The 25,573-nt window shown below is 40.8% G+C and carries 9 protein-coding genes; 4 read left to right on the top strand and 5 right to left on the bottom strand.

Annotated features, from left to right (window positions below; genetic code table 11):
- Position 1: 1 nt before the first annotated feature.
- From P0Y49_18830 to P0Y49_18820, 3 genes are read right to left on the bottom strand one after another with little or no spacing between them, the layout of a single operon-like run.
- Entirely contained in the window at positions 2 to 1,342 is a 1,341-nt protein-coding gene (locus tag P0Y49_18830) for a TolC family protein (GenBank protein WEK18834.1), read from the bottom strand.
- The gene (locus P0Y49_18825) at positions 1,329 to 4,433 is read right to left on the bottom strand and encodes an efflux RND transporter permease subunit (protein ID WEK18833.1); all 3,105 of its coding nucleotides are present in this window, start codon (positions 4,431 to 4,433) and stop codon (positions 1,329 to 1,331) included. Before P0Y49_18825 ends, P0Y49_18830 begins: the two co-directional genes overlap by 14 nt.
- Positions 4,430 to 5,521 carry an efflux RND transporter periplasmic adaptor subunit gene (locus P0Y49_18820; GenBank protein ID WEK18832.1) on the bottom strand — a complete coding sequence of 364 codons (1,092 nt, stop codon included), beginning with the start codon at positions 5,519 to 5,521 and terminating at the stop codon, positions 4,430 to 4,432. The genes P0Y49_18825 and P0Y49_18820 overlap by 4 nt, the downstream gene beginning before the upstream one ends.
- Positions 5,522 to 5,805: 284 nt before the next feature.
- Between P0Y49_18820 and P0Y49_18815 the strand changes: the two genes are divergently transcribed.
- Entirely contained in the window at positions 5,806 to 7,593 is a 1,788-nt protein-coding gene (locus P0Y49_18815; protein ID WEK18831.1) for a PDZ domain-containing protein, read from the top strand.
- 607 nt (positions 7,594 to 8,200) lie between these two features.
- Here P0Y49_18815 and P0Y49_18810 read toward each other — a convergent pair.
- The gene (locus tag P0Y49_18810) at positions 8,201 to 8,677 is read right to left on the bottom strand and encodes a hypothetical protein (GenBank protein ID WEK18830.1); all 477 of its coding nucleotides are present in this window, start codon (positions 8,675 to 8,677) and stop codon (positions 8,201 to 8,203) included.
- 305 nt (positions 8,678 to 8,982) lie between these two features.
- On the opposite strand from P0Y49_18810, the gene P0Y49_18805 reads away from it, so the two are divergent.
- On the top strand, positions 8,983 to 9,747 hold the full coding sequence (locus P0Y49_18805) for a copper homeostasis protein CutC (protein ID WEK18829.1): 765 nt from the start codon (positions 8,983 to 8,985) through the stop codon (positions 9,745 to 9,747).
- A 137-nt stretch (positions 9,748 to 9,884) separates the two neighbouring features.
- Entirely contained in the window at positions 9,885 to 10,538 is a 654-nt protein-coding gene (locus P0Y49_18800; GenBank protein ID WEK18828.1) for a response regulator transcription factor, read from the top strand.
- Here P0Y49_18800 and P0Y49_18795 read toward each other — a convergent pair.
- On the bottom strand, positions 10,526 to 13,495 hold the full coding sequence (locus P0Y49_18795) for an ATP-binding protein (protein WEK18827.1): 2,970 nt from the start codon (positions 13,493 to 13,495) through the stop codon (positions 10,526 to 10,528). The genes P0Y49_18800 and P0Y49_18795 overlap by 13 nt on opposite strands.
- A gap of 282 nt (positions 13,496 to 13,777) precedes the next feature.
- Between P0Y49_18795 and P0Y49_18790 the strand changes: the two genes are divergently transcribed.
- Positions 13,778 to 25,513, top strand: a complete 11,736-nt coding sequence (locus tag P0Y49_18790; protein WEK18826.1) for an Ig-like domain-containing protein — start codon at positions 13,778 to 13,780, stop codon at positions 25,511 to 25,513.
- Positions 25,514 to 25,573: the final 60 nt, after the last annotated feature.

The following is a 25,573-nucleotide window of genomic DNA, read 5'->3' as shown; positions in this document are numbered from 1 at the left end:
CTTATTGAATATTCAAAGTACCGCTGATTTCTTTTAGGCTGATTTCCGTTAATTTTGCTTCATATTCTGCATTTAGATAACGTATTATAGCATTGATGAAGTTTCTTTGAGCCTCTCTGAGCTCTAACGGAGAGATACTACCCAATCTGTATTTATCTAGGGTAATGTCAATGTTTTGCCTGGCAATATCCATGTTGCTTTTCTCAACTTTAAGCAGATCAAGGTTGGTGCTATAGTTTTGATAAGTGGATAACAATTGCGCATTGATGTCTAGTTTGGTCTTTTCAAAAGTCAATTCCGAAGAGCTGATTCCAATTTTTGCATTTCGTTCATTCTGACGCTGTAAAAAACCGTTAAAGATGTTTACGCTGGCAGTAACCCCATACGTCAAGCCGGTTGAACGTTGCTGGGTGTTAAAGCCTGTCGGGCTCGCACTCTTCTGAAATTCATAACCACTATTTATGCCTACTGTTGGATAGCGCTGCCCTTTTACCTGCTTTAAATTGAGTTCAGCAATTTTCTTATTAATGAGCGCACTCTGTAGATCAGGGTTTAGCCTTGTCGTCTGGCCTTCCAGTGTGGCGTAATCCAGCGCAGCATCAATATCAATTCGGTCAGCAACCTTAAAATCAACATTAAGGTCTCTAGCCATTACCTGATTCAAGGCCGTTTTTGCTGTTTTTAACAAGTTCACTTCCTGTAAATATGCAGAGGTATCTGTATTGTAATCTACCTGAGCGGCGAGTACATCCAGCTTAGAACCCCTGCCGATGGTGAGCTTGTTATTGGCAATTTTTAAACGCAATTGAGATATATCCAATGCACTATCTCTTGCCATGATGAGCTGCTGCTCTTTCAATACGGTATAATAGGCACTGATTACATTGCTTACCGTAGTCAATATGGTAGCTTTTGCATTCACCTCACCCAATTTTTGCAACTCTTTAAGGCGTTCATAATTGGTAAACATCTGTAGTCCATCAAATATTGTCCAGCCTAGTGCAGCCCCATAATTCATACTGGTATTTCTTACGCCATCAAGTGTTTGCTGATTCCCGTTACTTTGCGTACGGGTGATGTTCTGTCTGCTGCCTCCATCACTAAAGTTTCCATTTAGCTGAGGTAGCATCCCTGCATTACCTGGGTTTACATTGTTTTTAGCAATCTGAACATTGTTGTTTACCAGCTTAATATCGTAGTTATTTTTTAGTGCAATGCTAATGGCTTCTTGCAAATCAAGTTTTTGCTGTGCTAAAGCCAGTTGTGCGCTCATGGACAAAACCGTCATTAAACAAAATGCAACAATACTACGCTTCCCCCGCATGTAATTAACCCTTTTCATGTTCCAATGCTAATTTTAATGATTGTTCTAATTCTGTATTTGCCTTGTGCTCTTTTGACCAGTACGAATAGATTGCAGGGATAACAAATAAGGTTAGTACCAATGCAAATGTTGTTCCGCCCACAATTACAATACCCATACCCATCCTGCTTTTTGCGGCAGCTCCTAAAGCCATGGCAATAGGAAGAGCACCAATGGCGATAGCCAGACTGGTCATTAGGATAGGTCTTAACCTCGAAACCGAAGCTTCCCTAATGGCATCATGTACACTTTTTCCCTGTTCCTTAAGTTGGTTGGCAAACTCAACAATCAAAATACCGTTCTTGGTTACCAAACCAATCAGCATAATCGTACCAATCTGGCTAAAAATATTCCAACTCTGCCCAAATAACCATAGGGATAAAAATGCCCCAGCAACGGCCATGGGTACCGTTAAAATAATAATAATCGGATCGACAAAACTCTCAAACTGGGCTGCAAGAATTAGATAAACCAGCAATAACGCCAGTCCAAAGGCAAAAAGTGTATTCGATGAACTTTCTTTAAAGTCCCTCGATTCACCGCCAAGGTCGGTAGTAAATGATTCATCCAATACTTTTTCGGCAATCCTGTCCATTGCAGCTATACCCTCACCAATACTTTTACCTGGCGCCAGGCCAGCAGAGACTGTAGCGGCAGTAAGACGGTTGTTGCGGTAAAGTTGCGGCGGACTGCTCTCTTCTTTTGCCGTTACAAGATTATCCAGTTGTATCAGTTCATTATTGTTATTTCGTACATATATCGAGCTCAGGTCTAGTGGGGCTTTACGGTCGCCCACCTCAAATTGCCCAATCACCTGATATTGCTTCCCGTTCATAAAGAAATAAGAGAAACGCTGACCGCTTAAGCCAAGTTGCAAGGCCGTACCAATATCAGAAACTGATACCCCCAGGTTTTTAGCTTTATCCCTGTCAATAATCAGGTCGATTTCGGGTTTGTTAAACTTCAGGTTCACATCTGATGTGGTAAAAGTTGGGTCTTTAGCTACCTCATCCATAAACAAAGGCACTTTTTCACGCAGCTTTTCAAAGTTTTGAGCCTGGATGATATAATTGACAGGCAATCCACCACGACGTCCTACCGAAATAGTCGGTTGCTGGGTAACGACCACTTTCCCTTCCGAATATTTGCGGGTAATCTTTGTCAGGTCTGCCGCAATCTCTGCCTGGGTTCTTTTTCTTTCTGTCGGATCAGTTAAGCCCATCCTAACGAAACCACTATTGGTAGAACCTGAACCGCCAAAACCAGGTGAGGTAATGGTAATATTTACTTTCTTTTCAGGCACAGAATCATTGATCATCTGGTTTATTTTCATCATAAACTTATCCGTATAAGCGAATGAAGAACCCTCAGGAGTGGTTATGTTCATGTTGATTGCACTTCGATCATCATAAGGGGCAGTCTCCTTGGGCAATATCTTCCAGAACAACACAATCAGACCAACACATACGGCTATAATGGGAATAGCCAACCATTTTTTGTCCAGAAACTTATTTAATTTCTCAGCATACCCTTCATTTAGCTTTATAAAATAAGGTTCAGTTACTTCGTAGAACCTTGTTTTTTTATGCCCTGCTTTTTTCATCAGATAGGCATTCAGCATCGGTGTTAAAGTAAGGGATACAAAGGCCGATATTAAAACCGCGGCCCCGATTACCACGCCGAATTCCCTAAACAGTCGGCCGACAAAGCCCTGCAAGAATATTACCGGTAAAAATACTGCTGCGAGGGTAATGGAAATAGAGATTACCGCAAAAAAGATCTCATTTGATCCTTTAATGGCCGCTTCGAAAGGTGAATAACCTTCCTCTACCTTTTTAAAGATATTTTCTGTTACCACGATACCATCATCTACAACCAGACCTGTTGCCAATACAATAGCCAACAACGACAGCACATTGATGGAAAATCCGAAAATGTACATGATGAAAAAGGTAAATACCAATGATACCGGAATATCAATAAGTGGCCTGAAGGCGATGGCCCAATCTCTGAAAAACAAATAAATGATCAGGATTACCAGGACCAAAGATAAAATGATAGTTTCAGCAACTTCGGTTACCGAGGCTTTGATAAATTTGGTCGTGTCTAAAGAAATATTGAGTTTAATATCTTGGGGGACATCCTTTTGCAATTGCGCAAAACGTTTGTCAAACTCCTTAGAAATGTCGAGGTAATTAGCACCGGGCTGGGGGATAAGGCCCACGGCAACCATCGGTTTGCCCGACTCTCTCAATACCGTTTCTTCATTTTCCGAACCCAATTCTGCAAAACCCACATCCTTCAAGCGGACCACATTACCAGTCTGATTTTTTAGGATCAGGTTATTGAATTCATCTGCGTTGGTTAATTTTCCTAGTGTTTTTACAATCAGCTCTGTGTTGGCCCCTGTTATTTTTCCAGAAGGCAATTCAACGTTTTCCTTATCCAATGCAGCTACAATATCCTGTGATGTTAAGCCATAGGCCGCTAATTTATCCGGCGAAATACGGATACGCATTGCATATTTTCTTTGCCCCATGATCTGTACACTACTTACCCCGGTAATGGTTTGTAGTCTGTCGGCAATTACATTCTCTGCGTAATCACTCAGTTCCATTACATTGCGTTTATCACTTTGTACGGTCATGGTAATGATGGCATCTGAGCTTGCGTCAGCCTTACTTACAACTGGATTTCCATCAATATCTTTAGGTAACCTTCTGGCCGCTTCAGATACTTTATCGCGCACATCATTGGCTGCATCATCAATGTTTTTATTCAGGTTAAATTCGATGGTGATGTTACTACTTCCCTGGTTACTTGATGAGGAAATGTTCCTGATCCCATCAATACCGTTAATGGATTTTTCGAGTGGTTCAGTGATTTGAGTTTCAATAATACCTGCGTTGGCACCTGGATAAGATGTTCGCACATTAATTACTGTAGGGTCGATATTGGGATATTCCCTTACGCCCAGAAAATTATAACCGATTACCCCAAACAGTAGGATCGTCAGGTTCATAACTATGGCCAGAACCGGCCTTTTTATACTGGTGGTTGAAATACTCATAGCTTCGATTTGTGATTAACCACCGTAACTTTAACTGGTGCATTAGGTTTTAAGGCCATTGCTCCGGTTGTTAATACCGTGTCGCCAACGTTTAAACCCGAGGTGATCACAATTTGATCAGCAGTACGTGTACCTGCTTCAACCGGTATCTGTTGCGCCTTACCATCCTTACTGATAAAAACGGTTTTACCTTTCAATACGGGGATAATGGCTTGGTTCGGTATAAGGATGGCATCTTTTATGGCGCTCAATGCCAATTTTACTTTAGCAAAAGAACCAGGCCTCAATTCATCATTGGCATTAGGTGCAAGTGCTTTTATTTGTAAAGTTCGGGTTTCTGTATTGATGCCAGGCTCTATGGCGAAAACTTTACCCGTAAACGTTTTATTAAGTCCGGCAGTTGTAAAGGAAATCTCCGAGTTCAGTTTTATTTGCCCCATGTATTTCTCCGGAACTGAGAAGCTAATTTTTAAGGGGTTGACACTGGATAGGGTTGCAATGAGTGTTGTTGGTGTGATGTAACCACCTACAGAAATGGAGCGCAGACCAATTTTACCACTAAATGGCGCATAGATAGCTGTTTTTGCCAGCTGCGCACGGATCAGTTGGGTTTGTGCTTTAAGTGATTGCAGATCGGCCAATGAAGTGTCGTATTCTTCCTGACTGATGGCTCCTTTTTCTAACAATTGTTTAGAACGATTTTCGTTGGCGGCCGACAATTGCTGTTTGGTTAGTGCCTGCTGCAGTTGCGCCTGTATATCTCTATCGTTAATCTTAACCAGCAAACTGCCTTTACTCACATTGGCACCCTCTTTAAAATTAATACTGGTCACTAACCCGGATACCTCACTGCGTAATTCAACAGATTCATTGGCTTCCAAAGTTCCGGTAATTTCCAGATCATTGCTGAAATCACTTGCTGTAACTACAATTCCATCAACATGTAGACCTTTCGAAGCACCTCCTTTTCCGCCCTTACTCATGTTTGCTCCTTCTTCTGCGATTTTTTTATTCGCATTGATCCTGTAATAAATTAAATAAGCTGCTCCTACAACAAGCAGGGTGTAAATAATGTACTTTACTTTCATTTGTTTGTGGTTCTTGTTTTACCTGCAATTCGAGTTCCGGCGAATGCATTTTATACCTTGATACTTCAGTATACTACTAATAACGCTCTTTAGAGGTTAACGCACAAAAATATTTAAAATGACTGTAGCAGCTTGTATTAAGTGTGTTACAGGTTGGGACATTTTGAAATAAATTCAGTGCTACAATCGGCTTTTTGCGCAGTTTTCTCTAAGTTTGGCACAATTTAGCAAACAATTGCATTACCTTATGCAAGCTTAATAACCGTTAAAAGAACAAAACATCAATGAAAAAATCATTATTAGCATTAGTAATATTACTATCAGTAGGTATGACGGCCAAATCACAAGTTAAAATAGGGTTCGAAGTAAGTTTTATAGAACCACAGGCGCATTATGCCGAAGTAGAAATGACCATTTCTGGATTAGTTAAAGATTATATAGACGTAAAGATGCCAGTATGGGCTCCGGGTTCTTACCTGGTACGTGAATTTTCTAAAAGCGTAGAAGGTTTTAAAGCTACCACAGGCAGCAAAACATTAAAACATGAAAAAGTAAGGAAAAACATCTGGAGGGTATTTTCTTCCAAAGCCAATACCGTTAAAATCAAATACAGGGTATATGCTTTCGAGACTTCTGTGCGTACTTCTTTTATTGATGATACCCATGCTTTCTTGTCGAGCACAGGAATATTTATGTATCCTGATGGATTATTGAAAGAAGCCAGCACTGTAAAAATCATTCCTTACAAAGGCTGGACTAAAGTCTCAACGGGATTAGAGCCGGTTGCCGGAAAAGAATTTACCTATACTGCTGCTGATTTTGATATCCTGTTCGACAGCCCTATTGAAGTAGGTAATCAGGATGTATTCGAATTTATGGCCTCCGGTGTAAAACATGAGGTTGCGATGTTTGGTGGTGGCAATTACGATAAAGAGAAGCTAAAGGTGGATATGGCTAAAATTGTAGAGCAAGGCACTGCAATTTATGGCGAAAACCCAAATAAGCATTATACATTTATTGTGCACAATTTCACCACAGGTGGTGGCGGTTTAGAACACTTAAACTCTTGTACACTGGGCGCCAGTCGCGACGGCTATGGTACGCAAGAAGATTATAACAAATTCTTAGATCTTGTTGCTCACGAATATTTTCACTTGTGGAATGTAAAAAGAATGCGTCCAATTGCTTTAGGGCCATTTGATTACGATAATGAAAACTACACGACCAATCTTTGGGTAGCCGAAGGTTTTACTGCTTATTACGAGAATAAACTAATGTTGCGTGCAGGCTTTATCACTGATAAGGAGTTTGCAGATAAGTTGGTTACTGCAGTGAGCAATGTCTCTAATATTCCTGGTGCACGGGTACAATCTGTAGCTGAAGCCAGCTATGATGCATGGATCAAATTATACAGACCTAATGAAAACTCTAACAATACTACGGTTTCTTACTATGCTAAAGGTGAAGTAGTTGGTGTGTTAATGGATGTCGCAATTGCACAGGCAACAAAAGGAGTTAAAAGTCTGGATGATGTGATGAAAGCGATGTATTTGCAAAATAAAGCACAGAAAAGAGGTTATACTGATGCTGAATTTAAAGCTATGGTAGAAAAGATCAGTGGACAGGATTTTACTGATTTCTGGGCAAAGTACGTGAACGGAATAACCTTACCGGAGTATGCTAAATACTTTGGTTATGCCGGAATAAAAGTTACCAATGAGCTTGAAGGTAAAAGCTCTCCTTATTTAGGTGTTACGTCTAAAAAGACTGAAGGAAGGATGTTCATTACCTCGATCATGCGTAATACAGCAGCATGGGTGGATGGCTTAAGTGTGAACGACGAATTGATTAGCATAGATGGTACACCAATAGAGTCAGCTGTGGAGCGTATGCCAGCTATCAGCAGTAAAAAAGTAGGTGATGTTGTTGTGATAAAAGTAGCAAGAGATGGGGTAATCAGAGACTTTAATGTTACCCTTAAAAATTACCCTGGAATAAAATTAGTAGGGGAGATAGATGGGAATGCAAGCGAATTACAAACGAAAGTAAGGAAGGCTTGGATGAAGAATTAAAAATAACCGTTCTCTTCAAGAGCTGCATTGTTTCGCTGAAGAAGCGAAGAAGGCTAGGCTCTTTCTAAGAAGGTAATTTTTATCTTAAGTAAAGCGCTAGAAATAACAGCTCAACAAAAACGAAGTGCAACAAGAAAGGGCGGCAGGTTTTTTTAACCTGCCGCCCTTTCTTTATTTATAATCAGATATTTTGCCTTAATCTTTATACCACTTATCCGGTACACTTTCTTTATTTCTGATAAAAGTAATAAGCCTGCGAATCGATCTTCCGTGAAAAAAAAGCGTCATTACCAGTGCATTAATTAAGCATAAATAGAATTTGAGATTAGTATAATCATTTGAACCGTAGGGAGCAAAAACAATCTGGGTAAAAGCTAAGAAGAAAAAGGTTGACAAATAACTATCTATCCGAAACCATATATATCTCCTCATCTTAAGTTTCTCATCGGAAAATTCTTTCATATCAATCATAATTTTGTTAATCACCTACCACAGGTTAGCGCTAATGAAGGTACATTCTGGTTTATGCTATTATCTCAACAATTATAACAAAAAAGGCGGCAGGAGTATAAAAACCTGCCGCCCTTTTTTTGTTATTTTAATTCGTTTAGAAAGCGAAACGAACGCCCAGGCCTATATCACCACCCCAAAAACCAGTGTTTGGAGTTAATTGTAAAGCAGGAACCCAATCCAAAGATAAGTTGATAGGGGCATCTTTAAATTTATAGTCTAAACCTAAAACACCATTTGCCGATAGATAAAAGTCTCCATCACCATGTTTTACTTTGTAAGAACCAATTGTTGCGCCGGCACCATAGTACCAGTTTAATCCCGGAGCATCATTGATTGGTTTATAAACTTCGTACAAACCGGTTAAATTAGCATAAGAGGCAACGCTATTGCTTCTAAAGTTCCCAATTAATTCTAACATAGCACCTTTACTAAGGCCGGTTTTAAAACTTACTCCATTAGCCGATCCAAAACGACCACCGATAGCATTATTGTACCTTTGAGCTGAAGCAGTAGTCATGTTCAATGTGAAAAGTGCAGCAACGGCAATGAAAGTAAAAAGTAATTTCTTCATAATTTTTGTTTGTGTATTTGTTATTAATTCAATTCACCCTGCATTATCAACTATTGTGCCGAAGTTGGTTTGTTTGGGATCAAATATTTATCTGAAATTCAATTAAAGTCCAGTTTTAAAGCGTGATATGAAACAATTAAATTATATTAGTTGTAATAATGTTTTTGGATATGCAAAGCAGACCTAAATTTATTAAGCCTCCTATGCCATTCAAAAATTGGTTTATTATGCAGTCTGTATCATTCAGAAAAGGGGATCTGCTAATTGAGGGTAAAGTTTATTATTAATAAGTAAAACAAACAACTATGGTCAATATGGAAGTATGTGCCAACTCGCTGCGCTCTGCCCTGGCAGCGCAAGAGGGAGGGGCTGTAAGAGTAGAACTTTGCGACAATCTGCATGAAGGGGGTACAACACCCAGTTATGCACAGATTGCAATGGCAAAAAGAATGGTGGATATCGAGGTCTACCCGCTCATCAGGCCCAGAGGTGGAGATTTTTTATACACCGATCTGGAGTTCGAACTGATGAAGGAGGACATAAAGATGTGTCGGGATTTGAAATGTGAGGGGGTAGTGTTTGGTATTTTGACTCCCAAAGGATTCATAGATGAGAAGCGTTGTTCGGAGTTGCTTGCCCTGGCCGGTGACATGAAAGTTACCTTCAATAGGGCTTTTGATAGGTGTATAGATTTGTTTGATTGTATGGAAACGATTATAGAATTAGGTTTTTCGAGGATACTTAGCTCCGGGGGTCAGTTAACAGCAGATAGAGGGGCGTTTGAATTGGCCCGGCTGATTGAACAGGCTGAAGGTAGAATCAGCATTATGCCAGGTTCAGGGATAACTATTGATAACATAGAGAAAGTGATCAGGATTACCAAAGCTACAGAGTTTCATGCTTCATCAAGATGGGCTAAAAGAAGTGAAATGGAGTTTAGGTCTAAAAACCTGAAAATGGAAGATGGGCTTCATGAATTAGACTATGAGTTAACCAACAGTGATGATGTGAAACTATTGATACACCTCGCAAATAATCCCAGGCAGCAAGTAATGCCAAATGTAGATTAAACCACATTACATTTAAGCCATTGTTATTTATATATTTGAATTGTTATTTGTTTTGAGTTTATTTTATTCTTTTAGTAAGAAATACAGCTGTATAAAACAGTTGTATTTCTTATTAAAATATAGATCCTACTTCTTCAATGAGCAATTTATTTACGAGCGAACTTAAAATTTTAATAACAGACGATCATCTGGTTATTCAACAGGGCTTAGGTTTTATCATTAAAGACTTTTTAAATAAGGCAATTATAACCTATGCAAATTCTGTAAATGCGACCCTTGTTTCACTTGAAAAGGAAAAGGTAGATCTGTTGATCTTGGATATTAACATCCCAGGCGGCAATAGTTTTAAGATGATCGATCAGATCAGGGCAATGCAGCCAGGGATTAAAATACTGATTTTTTCAGCTTACGAGGAAACTACTTATGCTTTAAGGTATCTTAAAGCAGGGGTGAACGGGTATCTTGAGAAAAGTGTTTCAGAAGAAGAAATAAAGAAAGCCATCGGAAGGATTCTGGTAAAGGGTAAATATTTTAGCCCCAGGGTTCAGGATCAATTGTTTGATACCTTCGACCAGGGCACTAATTATAAAAACAGTTTGCATCAATTAACAAATAGAGAAATTGAAGTCGCAAGATTTATCATTGGTGGAGAAGGTACAAATAGTATTGGCGAGAAATTAGATTTGCAGGCATCTACGGTAAGTACTCATAAAAAGAATATATTCGAAAAATTGCAGATTTCCAATGTTTCAGAATTGATTGATGTATTCAGGCTGGATCATGAAATATAATTAATATGCCTTAGGGTAAACTTAACATTTGTCCCTTTAGCTGGCTTACTTTCAACCTCTACCTGTAAATCCATTTTTGCGGCAAACTCCTTTACCATCTTTAATCCCAGACCATCTGTAACGTCCCGGTCTTCTTTGGTATTCAGCCAGTTTAATATATTGTCAGGCATTCCACTGCCAGTATCCTGGACCCAAAAACTCAACATTTCTCCGGTGATTTTGGCACCAAGGTAGATGTGACCGTTCGAACAAAATTTAATGGCGTTGTCTAAAAGATTATGGATAATCAAGGCGAGCATAACCCGGTTCGTATACAAAGTAGTACCTTCCGGAATGTTATTGTGAATAGCCGTGTCGTTGTATTTTGCAATTTCAGAGAAGACCTGGATTTTCTCCGAAGCAAGATGATTTAAATTAATATAATCATCTTTTGATATTTTTTCAGTAAGAAAAAGCTTGCTGTAATTTAATAGATTTTCAGTTAAGTAATACATGGAATTGGCAGAAATATAAATGGCCCGCATACTGTCCTTAACCGAATCGTTCGCGGCTTCATGTTGGTATAACTGTTTGCCCATGATCATCATATATTTTAAAGGGCTTTTCAGGTCATGCGTAATTGCTCCAAGAAGTTTTTTTTGAAATTTAGCTTGTTGGTTGAGCAGGTACTGTGATTCCTCCAGATTAAAGATGTTCTTTTCTAGCTCTACCGTTCGTTTCTTCACCAGATTTTCCAATTGTTCATTTTTAACCATAATGCGCCGGGTTCTTTTTTTAAAGAAAAAGACAATTAATCCCAGTATAAGCAATGTAATTAGCGCACTAAACCACCAGGTTTGGTAAAAATAAGGCTTAACAATTATGGTTAGTTTCTTGTAAGTAAAGCGGCTTCCAAACCCGGAAGGCTTTCTAATTAATAACTCATGTTTTCCATAAGGAAGGGTATTAAAGGTAATTATGGAGGTGCCATTTAGTCTGGCCCAATTTTCTTCCTTTGTAAGCTTGTATTCGAAATTCAGATTGTCCAGATTTCCAAAATACGGAGAAGAAACCCAGATATTCAGTCGATCAAAGTTCTGGTCTATACTAATCGTATCTGTAGTTTTTATGCTTATATGATCCCGAAATATTTTATCTATATAAATGGGTTTGTCGGGTAAGGCGGGAGAAAAAAGGAGCGGGTTAAACATCACTGAGCCTATTAAGGATGGAAATGTAAAATGCCCATCCTTTAATATGGCGCCACAGGGCTGGCAGCCACCATTAAATTCGTTGGTGTTGAAACCAAAGCTTTCATTGTAGTATTGATAGTACACTTGTGCAACCTGTCCTTTGCTATAGGCCAGGAGATCATTAATCGCAACTTGAAAGATCCCTTTGTTGGTACTGATCCAGAAAAAACCTTTAGCATCTTCAAGTATGCAGTGGGCCGTATTTAAGTAACCATACTTGTCCAACGGCATTTTTTTTAAACGTGAATTGGTATAAACATAAAAGCCATCGCCATAAGTACAAATCCAAACATCCTTTCCGCGAACAACAATGTCTCTGATATGCATATTGGCCATTTCAGGTATAGTAGCTAGTTTTTTCCTGATCAAATCATACCTGAAAAAACCGTTATATGTTCCAATCCATAAGTTCTCATCCTGTTTTTTCAGGACACTAACCTTGTTTAGTTTTAGCAATAGGTTTGGTTTGGCATTAACCTTAGCTAAATCTTTGGTATAGATTCCACCATATGTTCCAATCCAAAGTAAATTATGTTGGTCAAGGGAAAGGCAGCTTGTTTGCTCCGGAAAATCGAAGCTTTGCAGCAGCTGATCCCCTTTAGGTGAGAGTTTATGAATTGAAAAACCCTTTAGTGTCCATATATTTTTCTCCTGGTCAATTACAATCGTGTAATTATCACTGTAAGCCCTAACAAGAGGGAGTTTAGATGCTTTCCCATCAGCTGGTATCAGATCACCAGTGGCAAATAATACCGAATGATCCGTAAAAGGGTATAGGGCGTATTTTACACCACTATTCAAATCTTTTTTTTGCTTTTCTGCCTGGAAAAGATGTTGTTGCAATACAAAGAAGCCCTGAGTTGGACTTCCCAGGAAAAGCTTTTTAGCCACCGAATCATAATACATGGCTTGAATTTGTTTCTTTTCCAGATCAAAATCGTTGACGATGAGTTTTGAGCTTAAGACATTATTTTTATATGTAATCTGATAGATGGCCTTGTTCAAATAAAAGAAGGTTTGATCTGTAGCCGTATTCCAGTAGATCTTCAGGCCTTTTGGCTGAGTATTTTTTGCTTTTATCAGATCCCCCTTTAGGAAAATGGTTTTTATTTTTCCGTCTTCGATTAATGTAAATTCTCCATTGCTTCTATAATGGAAAAGCTGCTTGCCGGAGACGAAAAAATTAAGCTGTTTGTCGTGTTTAAAAGGAGCAGCAGTAATTCGCTTATTGCTATGAAAAAAAAGAGTATCCTTTGTAATGTTATAATAGGTATTGGCAGTTGTTTGAATCCTGAATTTTATGATATTGTCGATAATTAACGGCAACTCCTGAACTTGCATCTGGGGACTTAAATCAGGAAATACCTGTTTAAATGCCAGCGGATTGGGCAGGACATGCCCTTTGGTTATAGGAATAAATTCATGATATTCTGTTTGTGCATATAGCGCTCCGGTATTTAAATCCTTCTTCATCAAATACATTCGGTTAGACCGTGCATGGGTATACTGTTTGTCAAAGAGCATAAAATAGTCACCGTCAAACCTGATCAAACCACCTTCAGATACCAGCCATAAATAACCGGTATCATCTTTCGCTATAGATTTTATACTGTTTTGAGGCAAGCCATTTACATCTGAGTAATGTTTTATGCTATAAGAAGCCTGGCTTTGGGCATGCCCGTAAAAGGAAAGAACAATTAAAAATAAAAAAAGGATACGGCTCATAATAGCGTTAAGCGGCTTGAAATTAAAGGCGCTAATTTATCATCTTTTTTTTGCTTTAGAGCCTTTGGCTTACATATCAAGCCTGTTACAGTGTGATTACGTTTTGATATAGAAATAATTCTAGTCCTGATCAAAAGGACTTCTACATCTGCTTTGAAAAGGAGGTTTTAAATTTGGCTAATTATAATTGTTAACCTCCAATGCCCGCACTATAGACCTATAGCGATGCGCCATCTTTCAAATTAATCCCGTTTGTTGAAATCCCTGTTAAATAAAATTCTAATGAAAAAAGAACTACTTACTTTTTTGCTACTACTTTTTACATTTCAGCTCCATGCAGCCGACTATTATTGGGTTGGTGGTGGTGGAAACTGGAGCGACATTAATCATTGGCGACTCGGTAGCAGCAGTGGTAATATCGCCGGAATCGTACCGTCGGCCACTGATAATGTTTTTTTCGGTGTAGATGCAGGTTTCACCAATACGAGCAGGACGGTTACTATTGATGCAAATTCATTTTGCAATAGCATGACTTGGGCAATTAATGTGCCTAATACCCCAACAATCAATCGGACGGGAACATTTTTGCTCACTATCTCTGGGAACCTTGTCCTATCCCCTACTGTGACCTATAACTTTACGGCAGACATGGTGGGAACGACAGATTTAACACTCACCACTAATGGACCTGTAAAGGGGAATCCAACGCTTACTATTAAACCAGCAAAGGGACTTACCGTAACCGATGACTTAGTATTTGCCACTGCTAGTTCAGGCACTATCATACAAACTGCCGGATACTTTAATGCCTCAGGCAAAACCATTGTTATTGGAACTTTCCAGAGCAATGGTAATAGTGTAAAAAGTGTGGATATCAGTAATAGTATAGTCACCGCCGGAACATGGGATTACAGGGGAACCAACAAAACCTTGAATGCCAGTGGATCAGTGCTTAAATCTGGTGTTACTATAATTGCAAATGACTTTTACCCTGAAGTGGAAGTGAGTGCTGCCAATGGCGGGAATATGAGCATTAATAACTGCGAGATTCCCAAATTAACCTTTACTGCTACCTCTACATCATCCCAGGCTAGAATAGGAGGCGGAAATAAAATCAATATCCTGACATTTTTAAGTAATGGATCTATTATCGGTGATAGTAATGAGCTGAATGTTGTTGAAATTGGCAGAGCAGGGACAGTATCCGGGAACTATAATACCATCAACTCGATCAACATTAATTCCAATGGTTCTATCGTTGGCTCCGGTAATAACATCGGTTATATTGAGATTAAAGGCACAACCTCAATTACTGCAGGAGCAACCCCTAATACTTTTGGAACATTACTAACTGCACCCAACAAAAACATCACCATCACCCGGACTAATAATATCACTACACTTTTCAGAGCCGGTGGAGCGCCATGTGATGGATTTACAGAAATTACCGGTTCTACAAGTGGAACATTGAGCTTTGCTGCCGGAGCTACTGCTGACATTGACAACGTATTGCTAACCGACCTCACTGCAACTGGACCAATTATACCCATTGCAATAAGTGGGATCGATAATGATGGAAACACTGGCTTTGATATTATAGAACCTGCCGGTACTTCAGGAACGCTTTATTGGGTAGGTGGAGCAGGTGACTGGAATGACAATAGCCACTGGAGTAATAGCAGCGGAGGAGCAGGTGGTGCATGTATTCCATTTAAAGGCAATGATGTAATATTTGATGATCTGAGTGGTTTTACCCCAACCAGCAAGTCAGTAACTACTTCCTCCAATACGTATTTTAACAATATGACATGGAACATTAGTGCTTCAAATTCCGCTAACTTTACTACAAATGCTAATTTCACAATGCGTGCTTATGGTTCAGTGTCTCTTGCTAAAACACTGAATATTGTTGCTAACATCAGGTACGTAGGCAATAATGCTGTAACCCTTACCACAAATGGGAATACTTTAGGTACTTTAAATAATGTTGTTGAGAAAACAGGAACAGGGGGACTTAAATTAATCGATGACTGGAATACTGCTAACGGCAGATTCTCCCTCAATTCGGGATTCCTGGACCTGAATGGAAGAAACATTTCCATCTATTCCCTAGTTAGCGCCACTAGTAAGCCTCGCACTTTGGATATTCAAAATGCGAATATTAATGTGTCCTATATATGGCAATATACAGGCGGCAACAAACAAATACAATCAAACAATTCCTATATTGAAGCAGCCTATCAATTTTCTTCAGACGGATTACAATACCCTGTTGTACATCTTACTTCCAATAGTAGTGGGGCAACCTTTAGCATCGCTAATACTACCTTCAACGAACTGCTTTTCACTGGCACTACTCCCACTAATACTGCCCCAAGAATAGGCAGCAATAATACTATAACTGACCTTGTTTTCTGTGGTGGTGGAATTATTGGAGGGAATAACACCATTACCAACCTCGAATTTAAAGGAGTAGGTTATGTTAATGCTACAGGTAATAATATTGGTACTTTATTAACTGCTCCTAACCGTAACTACCAGTTTACAGGTACTACCACCATTAATACAAGGTTCAGGGCGGTAAACCCCGCTTGTAACGGATTGGGTGAAATAAAAGCCAGTGGTAGCTCAGCAAAGATTGTTTTTGGGGCAAATGCAACAGTAGACATCAACAATGTGTATCTGGAGAACATGGTAGCATCTGGAGGTGGTGGTTCACTTACTTTACCTATTCCTTTTAGTGGAGCCGATGCCGGTGGAAACGAGGGTTGGACCATTACCACATCTGTTGGAGCTGACCGTTATTGGGTTGGTGGAGCTGGTGACTGGAACGATGCCAGTCATTGGAGTTTAAGCAGCGGTGGTACAGGTGGTGCCTGTATACCCACTGTAGGCGATGATGTATATTTCGACGAAAAGAGTGGCTTTACTTCGGCATCAAAAACAGTTACTGTAAGTAATGGCAATGCTTATTTTCATAACATGAGTTGGGCTGGGGCATTAAATAGCCCTGTACTCAATAAATCCAGTGCTTGGGCCATGGAATGTTGGGGGAACAGTGTCATCTTGAACCCAACAGTTACCCTAAACATATTTTACTTTCAACTCAAAGGCCCGGAGGCAACAATCTTGAAGGGTAATACCCTGGGTAGTTTTAGTATACAGATTAATAAACCCGGAGGCAGCCTTACATTCGCTAACGATTATAATAACACCAATACAACTGTTTATGTTATTGAAGGTAGTGTGATTGCGGCAGGTAAAACACTCACAATAAATCATTTTAGCAATAATGGTTATGACAATCCCATTTATATAGACATTAGCAATGCCACAATTAATGGTGCGTGGACCTTTAATGGCGGAATCACCAAACGCAGTCTCAATGCAACCAACTCTGTTATAAACGCTGCCGGATTTACTGCCAACGGGTTTACGTACAACATCGTCAATGCAAACGGAACTGCCAGCTCTAATGCGAGTTTAAGTAATACCACTATTCAGTATCTCACCTTTGTGAATCCCAGTGAACTCTCTGCAATAGGTATTAACGGTACTAATAATAAACTAGGTACAGTTGAATTTAAAGGCAGTGGCGGTATATACGGTACAAATAATACCATAGGCACACTCATCTTTTTCCCTGGTGATATCTATACTTTTACAAATGGCACCAATACTACCATCACAGGAGAATGGTATGGTAGTGGTACTCCTTGTAAACCTACCGAGATTAAAAGCAGTCATGCTACAGCAACGGCAACAATTACAAAAACTTCGGGTGTAGTTGAGTTTGATTACGTGAGGCTAAGCCGTCTTGTAGGTGCCGGCGGTGCCACTTTTAAAGCTAAGGAACATAGTACTGATCTTGGAGGGAATGTTGGTTGGAGTATTTCTCCTTACAATGGAGCAGCACCTATTTTAGGATTAGGTCCAGATGTGAGCTTAAAAAATTCCCAACTACCTTATACTATTAATACCGATGGCTTTTTTGGCTCACCGCTTTCCCAATACGAATGGAAAAAAGGTGGTATTGTGATCAGTACAGCTAATAAAATTAGCATCACTGAGCCAGGAATTTACTCCGTTAAAGTCATGTTTCCTGATGGTTGCTCAATTACAGATGACATTACCATATCGTTGGTCAGCACAGATCTTGCAATAGTTAAATCGGTGGATAACCCGGCGCCTATTGTGGGCGCAAATGTCGTATTTACACTTAAAGCAACTAATAAAGGGCCGGGTGCAGGTACAGGAATTACAGTGACTGATCAACTCCCAACCGGATACACATATATAAGTGATACCGCTCCCCTGGGAACAACTTATAATGCCGTAACGGGATTATGGACAATAGGCAATTTAGCTTCGGGTGCTGATGCCATAATAACGATTACTGCAAAAGTAAATGCGACGGGTAATTATGCAAATACTGCAACCATTTCATCTGCAGGGGATGATCCTGATCCTGCTAATAACAGCTCAACTGTTACATTGGTGCCAAGCCCAACAGTAGTCGTTACACAGCCAAATTGTGTGCTAGTAACAGGAACTATTGAAGTGCCACTTGCTCCTGGTAGCACCTATTCAAAAGATGGAGGAGCAACTTTTCAGGCAAATAACATCTTTACAAATTTAGAACCCGATAATTATTCCATTGTTGTAAAAATCGGGGATAATAAAAGTATGCCGGTAATGGTAACCATTAATGAAGCCCCGGCACCACCAGACGCTCCGGTGAGTGGTGGTAACCAACAAGTATGTGCAACCAGCCCTATTCAGACATTAACAGCAACAGCAACGGTACCCACAGGGACAACTATTACCTGGTACGATGCCCTAGTTGGGGGGAATGTGGTTGCCAATCCTACTTTGAATGCAATAGGAACGGTCATTTATTATGCCCAGGCAAGTAATGGCATCTGTACCAGTAAATCGAGGACTGCAATACTGCTCAATATCAATTCAGTTCCGGTTATTACACAGCTTGCCGATCAGGTAGCTTGTGCTACATACACACTTCCAACCATTACCGGAACAAATCTTACCGGCAATGAAGCTTACTATAGCTTGCCAAATGGAGGCGGAATAAAATACCCTGCTGGTGCAGTGATCAATACCACTGGCACGCAGACTTTATACCTGTTTGATAAAGCCGTATCGCCAGTAATTTGTGCAGGAGATATCGATGTTACAGCAAATACTGATATGAGCGATAATGTATTATTGCAAAACATGCTGAACAGCAGTCACATGTTTTATACAAGAGCTGTAGATCCAAACTTCTGGAAGGGTACTGCCAATCAATCAGTAGTATACAGTAATACGGAACCTTCACATATCTATCAAAGTTTGGTTGGTGATCTGAAGTTACCAAATGATCCGGTATGTACAGGAACACAGGTACAAGTTTCACTGCAAGCCACTTTCAAAAATGAAGGGCCTGTAGCAGGGCAGGCTTATACAGGTCAAATGGATATCGTTAACAAAGTGACTAAAAAAAATCTGTATCAAACTATGATACAGCCCTCAGCAGCAGTAGGTGTACCTTATACCTTCTCTGTTTCAGGAATAGTTGATGCAGCCGATTTAAAAGCGGGAAACCTGGCTATAATTTTGAATGTGGAAACTGCTCAGGCAGGTTATAAAAACTGGACACTCTCTAACTTCAGCGCCACCTATAAGTATTTATCTGAGACACCTTGTCCGGATGAAAAATCATTTAAACTTACTATAAATCCAATACCTGTAGCTCCCGTTAGTGGGGGAGATCAGGAGGTTTGTATTGCTGGGGCAACTTTGCCTTTAACCGCAACAGCTACCGTGCCTACCGGAACCACCATTATCTGGTATGATGCACCAGGAGGAGGGAATATTGTCGCGTCACCAACGTTAAGTGCTGTAGGCACTATCACTTATTATGCTGAAGCAGCAGTCAACGGCTGTGTAAGTATAAACAGAACCCCGGTAAAATTAACCATAAACCAAAATCCGGTTATTACCCCCATTGCAGATATAAACTCCTGCGGGCCATTAACACTACCTGCAATTACGGGAAATAATTTATCGGGAACACAAGCTTATTATACAGGGATCAACAAAACCGGAACAAAATACAATCAAGGTGAAGTATTCAGTACACCAGGTGAAACTATTTTGTATGCTTATGATGAGGTGCTTGCTGCAAATAATAGTACTAATCCGGAAGGAGAATTAATATGGACTGAGGCTAATTATACTGCGGGTAAGCTAAGTGCATTGTTCCCCGATAATTCCCGCGCATTGGCGCCAGTTACTAATCCAGATAGAATGACCAGTAAAGATCCTTCGTTATATGCGTCATTCGTGGGGGGAGGGAGCTCGGTAAAGTATGGGGCTTATGTTAGAAAACTGGAACTTCCGGCTGGTTATGTTAATTCGGGGGATGAAGTCCTTGTTTCGGTTGGAAGCGGGGGATTCAGAACTGGTTTTTTGAGTACCAGCTATCCGGGAAATATGGGACAATTATCCATCATCAATATAGCAACGAACCAACTGTTGTACCAGGCTCCTTTTGGCGATATTGAAGCTAATGCGAGGGCATATCCTTCCGTTTCGGGCCTCGTCTCTGCTGCCGACCTTATCGCAGGGAAAATTGGTGTTTTTATGGAAATGAGGAGCACCTTATGGAGAGTCTCAGAACTTGCCGCCAAATATCAGTTTGTTTCTTCAGCTGTAGGTTGCCCTGCCCAGCAAAGCTTTAAGGTAAACATTAATTCAATACCTGCAGCACCAGCAGGTGTTAATCAAACTGTATGCGCAGATTCTCCTGTTCAAACCCTAACCGCAATGGCTACCGTTCCAATTGGGTCAACTGTAGTATGGTATGATGCGGCAACTGCCGGAAATGTGGTTCCTAATCCCACTTTAAGTATTGCCGGAACAAAGACCTATTATGCCGAAACCCATACCGGGACATGCATCAGTGCAACAAGAACGCCGGTAGTGTTAACCATAAATGCTCAACCGGTATTGAATATACAGAATCCACCGGTTGCTTGTCATACTTCCACTATTGACTTGACAGCCGCTACAATTACATCTGGAAATCCATCTAATCTTCAGCTTACTTATTTTACTGATGCGGCTACGACTACTGTTCTAACCAATCCGGCTGCGGTTGCCCTCTCAGGTACATATTATATAAAAGGTACCAACCCAATCACTGGCTGCAGTATTGTTAAGCCGGTAGTGGTTCAATTTGTAGACCAGCCAGAGGTTACACTGATCCATCCGGATTGTGTGAATCCTACCGGGACAATTAAAATAACTGCACCTATCGGATCTCAGTTTATTTATAACATTATATCCACAACGGGGGGCACTGTTACAGCAACTGCCGATAATACAGTATTTACTGTTTCGGCCGGAACCTATCAGGTAACAGCAAGCAATACAACGGTACCGGGTTGTGTAAGTCCTGTGACTACCATTGTCATTAATGCCACTCCTACAACAGCAATGCCATTGGTTAAGCAACCCGCCTGTGATGAAACAGAAGGAAGTATTGAATTCCCGGTAAATGCAAGCTACCAATACGCCATTGATAATGGTGCATTTACCGATGGAAATATATTTCAACTTGCAGTAGGCACGCATACCATTAAATCTAAAAAAACAGGAGCTGCCTGCGAGGCCGATGCGATTACCGTAATCATTGTTGCCAGCCCCGGAAGACCAGGTACTCCTATAGCGACAGATCAGCAAGCTTGTGCACTAAATCCTGTTCAAACTTTAAAGGCTATCGCCACGGTATCAGCAGGATCACCTGTTGGTACGGTTATCAAATGGTATGATGCGTTAGTCGGTGGAAATGTAATTGCAAGTCCAACCTTAAACACTGTAGGCAGCATTACTTATTACGCAGAGGCGACAGATGCGGGTTGTACCAGTGCAAGCAGGAATGCTGTGAAACTAACACTCACCGCACAACCAGTAATTAACCCTATAGCAGATATTAATTCATGTAGCAGCATTATCTTGCCGGCAATTGCGGGAGCCAATTTGTCGGGTAGTCAGGCTTATTACACTGCAATAAACGGAGGCGGTACAAAATATAGTGTTGGTGACCAATTTAGTGCTGCTGGCGAAACAACATTGTATGCTTATGATATCAATTCGGTAGCCTTACCTGGAACAGGCTGCGCTGCACAACAGAGCTTTAAAGTATTAATCAGGAACACAACTGCCGGAGTAATAGGTGCAGATCAGATCATTTGCAAAAATACAGCTGCTGTTGCTTTGTCATCAACTACAGCTGGAACAGGATTGGGAACGCTAAGTTACCGTTGGGAGAGTTCATCAAATGCTTCAGCAGGCTTTGTAACTATTCCAGGCAAAATTCTGGAAAGTTATAGTCCCGGAGTTTTAAGCACTACTACATATTTTAGAAGAGTAACGGTTTCTGTATATGGAACTGTATGCGAATCTGTGCCAACAGCCGCAGTGAAAATTACTGTTCAGGATGTAGTTACAGCAGGCGCAATTTCTGCCAGTCAAACCATCTGTAAAAGTAGCAGTCCGGCTACATTAACATCAGCAACTGCCGGAACAGGTTCTGGAATTATCACGTACCGTTGGGAAAGTTCAACGACAGATGCTTTTACAGGTTTTGCAGCTATTCAAGGTGCAGTTTCTGCCGATTATAGTCCTGCGGCCTTAACCACTAATACCTGGTTTAGAAGAGTCGCCATCTCAACAGAAGGTGCCAATGCTTGCGAGTCGACACCAACAACTGCCATTAAAATAACTGTGCAGGCAGCGGTTACTGCGGGGACAATCAGTGCTGATCAGACTGTTTGCAACAATACCGCGGCAGCTTTAACATCAGTTACTGCCGGAACAGGCGAAGGAAGCATCAGTTATCGTTGGGAAAAATCAACAACAAGTGCAAGTACAGGTTTTACCGTTATTTCGGGAGTAACAACGGCAGGCTATACGCCTACTTCCTTAATTGTTACGACCTGGTTCAGAAGGATTACTATATCAACATTAGATGGTATAGCTTGCGAATCCGTGCCTACAACGGCTACTGCGATTACAGTCCAGCAAGAAGTTACAGCAGGGGTAATAGGTGCCAACCAAACGGTTTGCTTCAATACTCCTCCTGTGGCTCTCGCCTCAACTACAGATGGAACAGGATCAGGAATCATTAGTTATCGCTGGGAGCAATCTTCGGCCTCAGCTCCGGCATTTGCCGTAGTTCCCGGGGCCATATTGGCAGGTTATACACCGGGCGCATTAACCGAAACTACCTGGTTCCGCAGAATCACCATTTCATCATTGAGTGGTGTATTGTGCGAATCTGTACCAACATCAATTATAGAAATTATGGTTCAGGAAGCTACTTCCCCAGGTACAATTGCTGCCAGTCAGACGATCTGTTATGGCAGCACCCCTGAGCCATTAACATCAGTTACCGCAGGAACAGGTGCAGGAAGTATCAGCTATCGCTGGGAAAGTTCAACAACGGATGCGTTGACAGGCTTTGCATCTATACCAGGCGCGGTATCCGCTGCTTATACTCCTAAAGCGTTAACTGCTACTACTTATTTCAGAAGGATTACAGTTTCAACCTTAAACGGCAAACTATGTGAATCAGCACCAACACCTGTGGTTACCGTTAGAGTACAGATCGCTGTTACAGCAGGTATAATTGGCGTAGACCAGGTAATCTGCAACAATACTGTTCCGGCAGCATTAAGCTCGGTAACAGCAGGAACAGGGTCAGGAACCATTAGCTACAGATGGGAGCGTTCATCGTTTGCAACTACTGGTTTTACTGCCATCCAGGGTGCAACATCAGATAGCTATAATCCAGCTAACCTGACCACAAGTTTTTATTTCCGCAGGATTACTATTTCAACACAAAATGGTACACAATGTGAATCGGTACCAGCAGCTGCGATTAAAATTACTGTGCAAGGGGCTGTTACGGCAGGGTCGATTAGCGACGACCAGACCATTTGTGCCAGTACTACTCCGGCAGCACTAACCTCAACTATTGTCGGGGCAGGTTCAGGTATAATCAGCTACAGATGGGAACGATCAGCAATTGCTTCTGCAGGTTTTACAGCTATTTCAGGCGCACAATCAGCAGGTTATGCTCCGGCAGCTTTAACACAAACTACTTACTTCAGAAGGATTACCATTTCAACAGAAAATGGCATTGCCTGCGAATCTGTACCAACGGCAACCACCGCCATCACTGTACAAGATGAAGTTACGGCGGGTGCAATCAGTGCCAACCAAACCATCTGCAACAATACGATTCCGGCAGCGTTAACATCAGCTACAGAGGGAACCGGATCGGGTACAATTACCTATCGCTGGGAAAGTTCAATAACCGGTGCTACTACTGGTTTTGCAGCTTTAACAGGTGCAACGGCCGAAGATTATGCACCTGGTACTTTAATCACCACCACATATTTCCGCAGGACTACCATTTCAACATTAAATGGTAAAATATGTGAATCTGCACCAACAGCGGTTGTCACAATTTCAGTTCAGGCTGCGGTTACTGCCGGAACCATCAATGGTGATCAGATCATCTGTAAGAACAATGCGCCGGCAGCATTAACCTCAACTATTGCCGGGTCAGGGTCAGGTGTAATCAGCTACAGATGGGAAAGTTCAATAACAGGTGATAATACCGGGTTTAATACCATCCCGGGAGCAACGTCTGCAGGTTATAACCCTGGAGCGCTTACCACGGAAACCTGGTTCAGAAGAATTACACTTTCGACCCTAAATGGTGTGGTATGTGAATCCGTACCTACAGCTGCGGTAGCTATATCACTAAACAATGCACCTGGTGGGGCTAACCAGAATAAGAACACAGATGAAGATGTGATGCTGACTGGTCAGGTAACCGGAACAGATGCCGACGGAGATGTATTGACTTACAGTAAGCAAACCAATCCTGCCCATGGTGTGGCGATGGTAAATACTGACGGAAGTTATACTTATACTCCAGTTAAGGGTTACAGCGGAAATGATAGTTTTACCATAGGCATAAGCGACGGATGTGCAGTAACGATGGTAACGATAAATATTACGATTAAGGCTGCCCTGATTCCTGCACCATCCATAACACTTGTGAAAACAGGGGTGTTTACACAAAACTATATTGCCTACTCGTTTGTAATTAAAAATACAGGGAATGTAACAGTTTATGACTTGAGCTTAACCGATGCCAAATTAAATATCCTAAATAAAGCAATTGATGCCCCTAATGGTCTGTTGCCAGGAGCTTCAATTACCGTAACTGAGAAATACATCATTACACAAGCTGATAAAGAAGCAGGTGGGGTAACCAATACAGCAACTATAAATGCAAAAGATGGTAAAGGAACTGCAATAATGGATATCTCAGGAACTACCGAGACCAATAACATACCTACCATTACCCCGGTTAGCAAAATTTTGGTTGCTGTGGATGATCAATACGAAGCCGATGCGAATAAAGTGATTAAAGAAAATGTACTGCAGAATGATGATCTCGCAGGTCAGGATCCAGCTAAACTAACTGTCGTGGTTATAACTCAGCCCCAAAATGGTACGCTTGTTATAAATCCTGATGGTACATTTATCTATACGCCAAATCCAGGGTACACAGGTGCAGATAGCTTTACCTATCTCATCAAAGACGAATACGGTTATTACAGTAATAGAGCTGTTGTTTCCCTTAAGATCAATTTCTTCGGCATTTCTGTACCTACATTATTTACACCAAATGGTGACGGAACAAATGATATATTTGAAGTACGTGGACTGAATCAATTTGCAGAAAATCAGTTGACTATAATTAACCGTTGGGGTAATGAAGTTTACCGGGCCAATAATTATCAAAACAATTGGAATGGTGAAGGGCTGAATGAAGGAACTTATTATTACTTGTTAAAAGTTAAAAAAGCAGGCAGTAGTGAATGGGTAATTTTCAAGGGATATACCACTATAGTCAGAGCATTTAAAAAATAGTATTGAATTATAAATTGAGCATCAGAGGAGGACATCCTCTTCTGATGCAAAAATGAAATC

The organism is Candidatus Pedobacter colombiensis (genome assembly GCA_029202485.1).
GTDB lineage: Bacteria > Bacteroidota > Bacteroidia > Sphingobacteriales > Sphingobacteriaceae > Pedobacter > Pedobacter colombiensis.
Note: the sequence above shows the minus strand (reverse complement) of the source record. Positions and strands in the feature narration are given on the sequence as shown.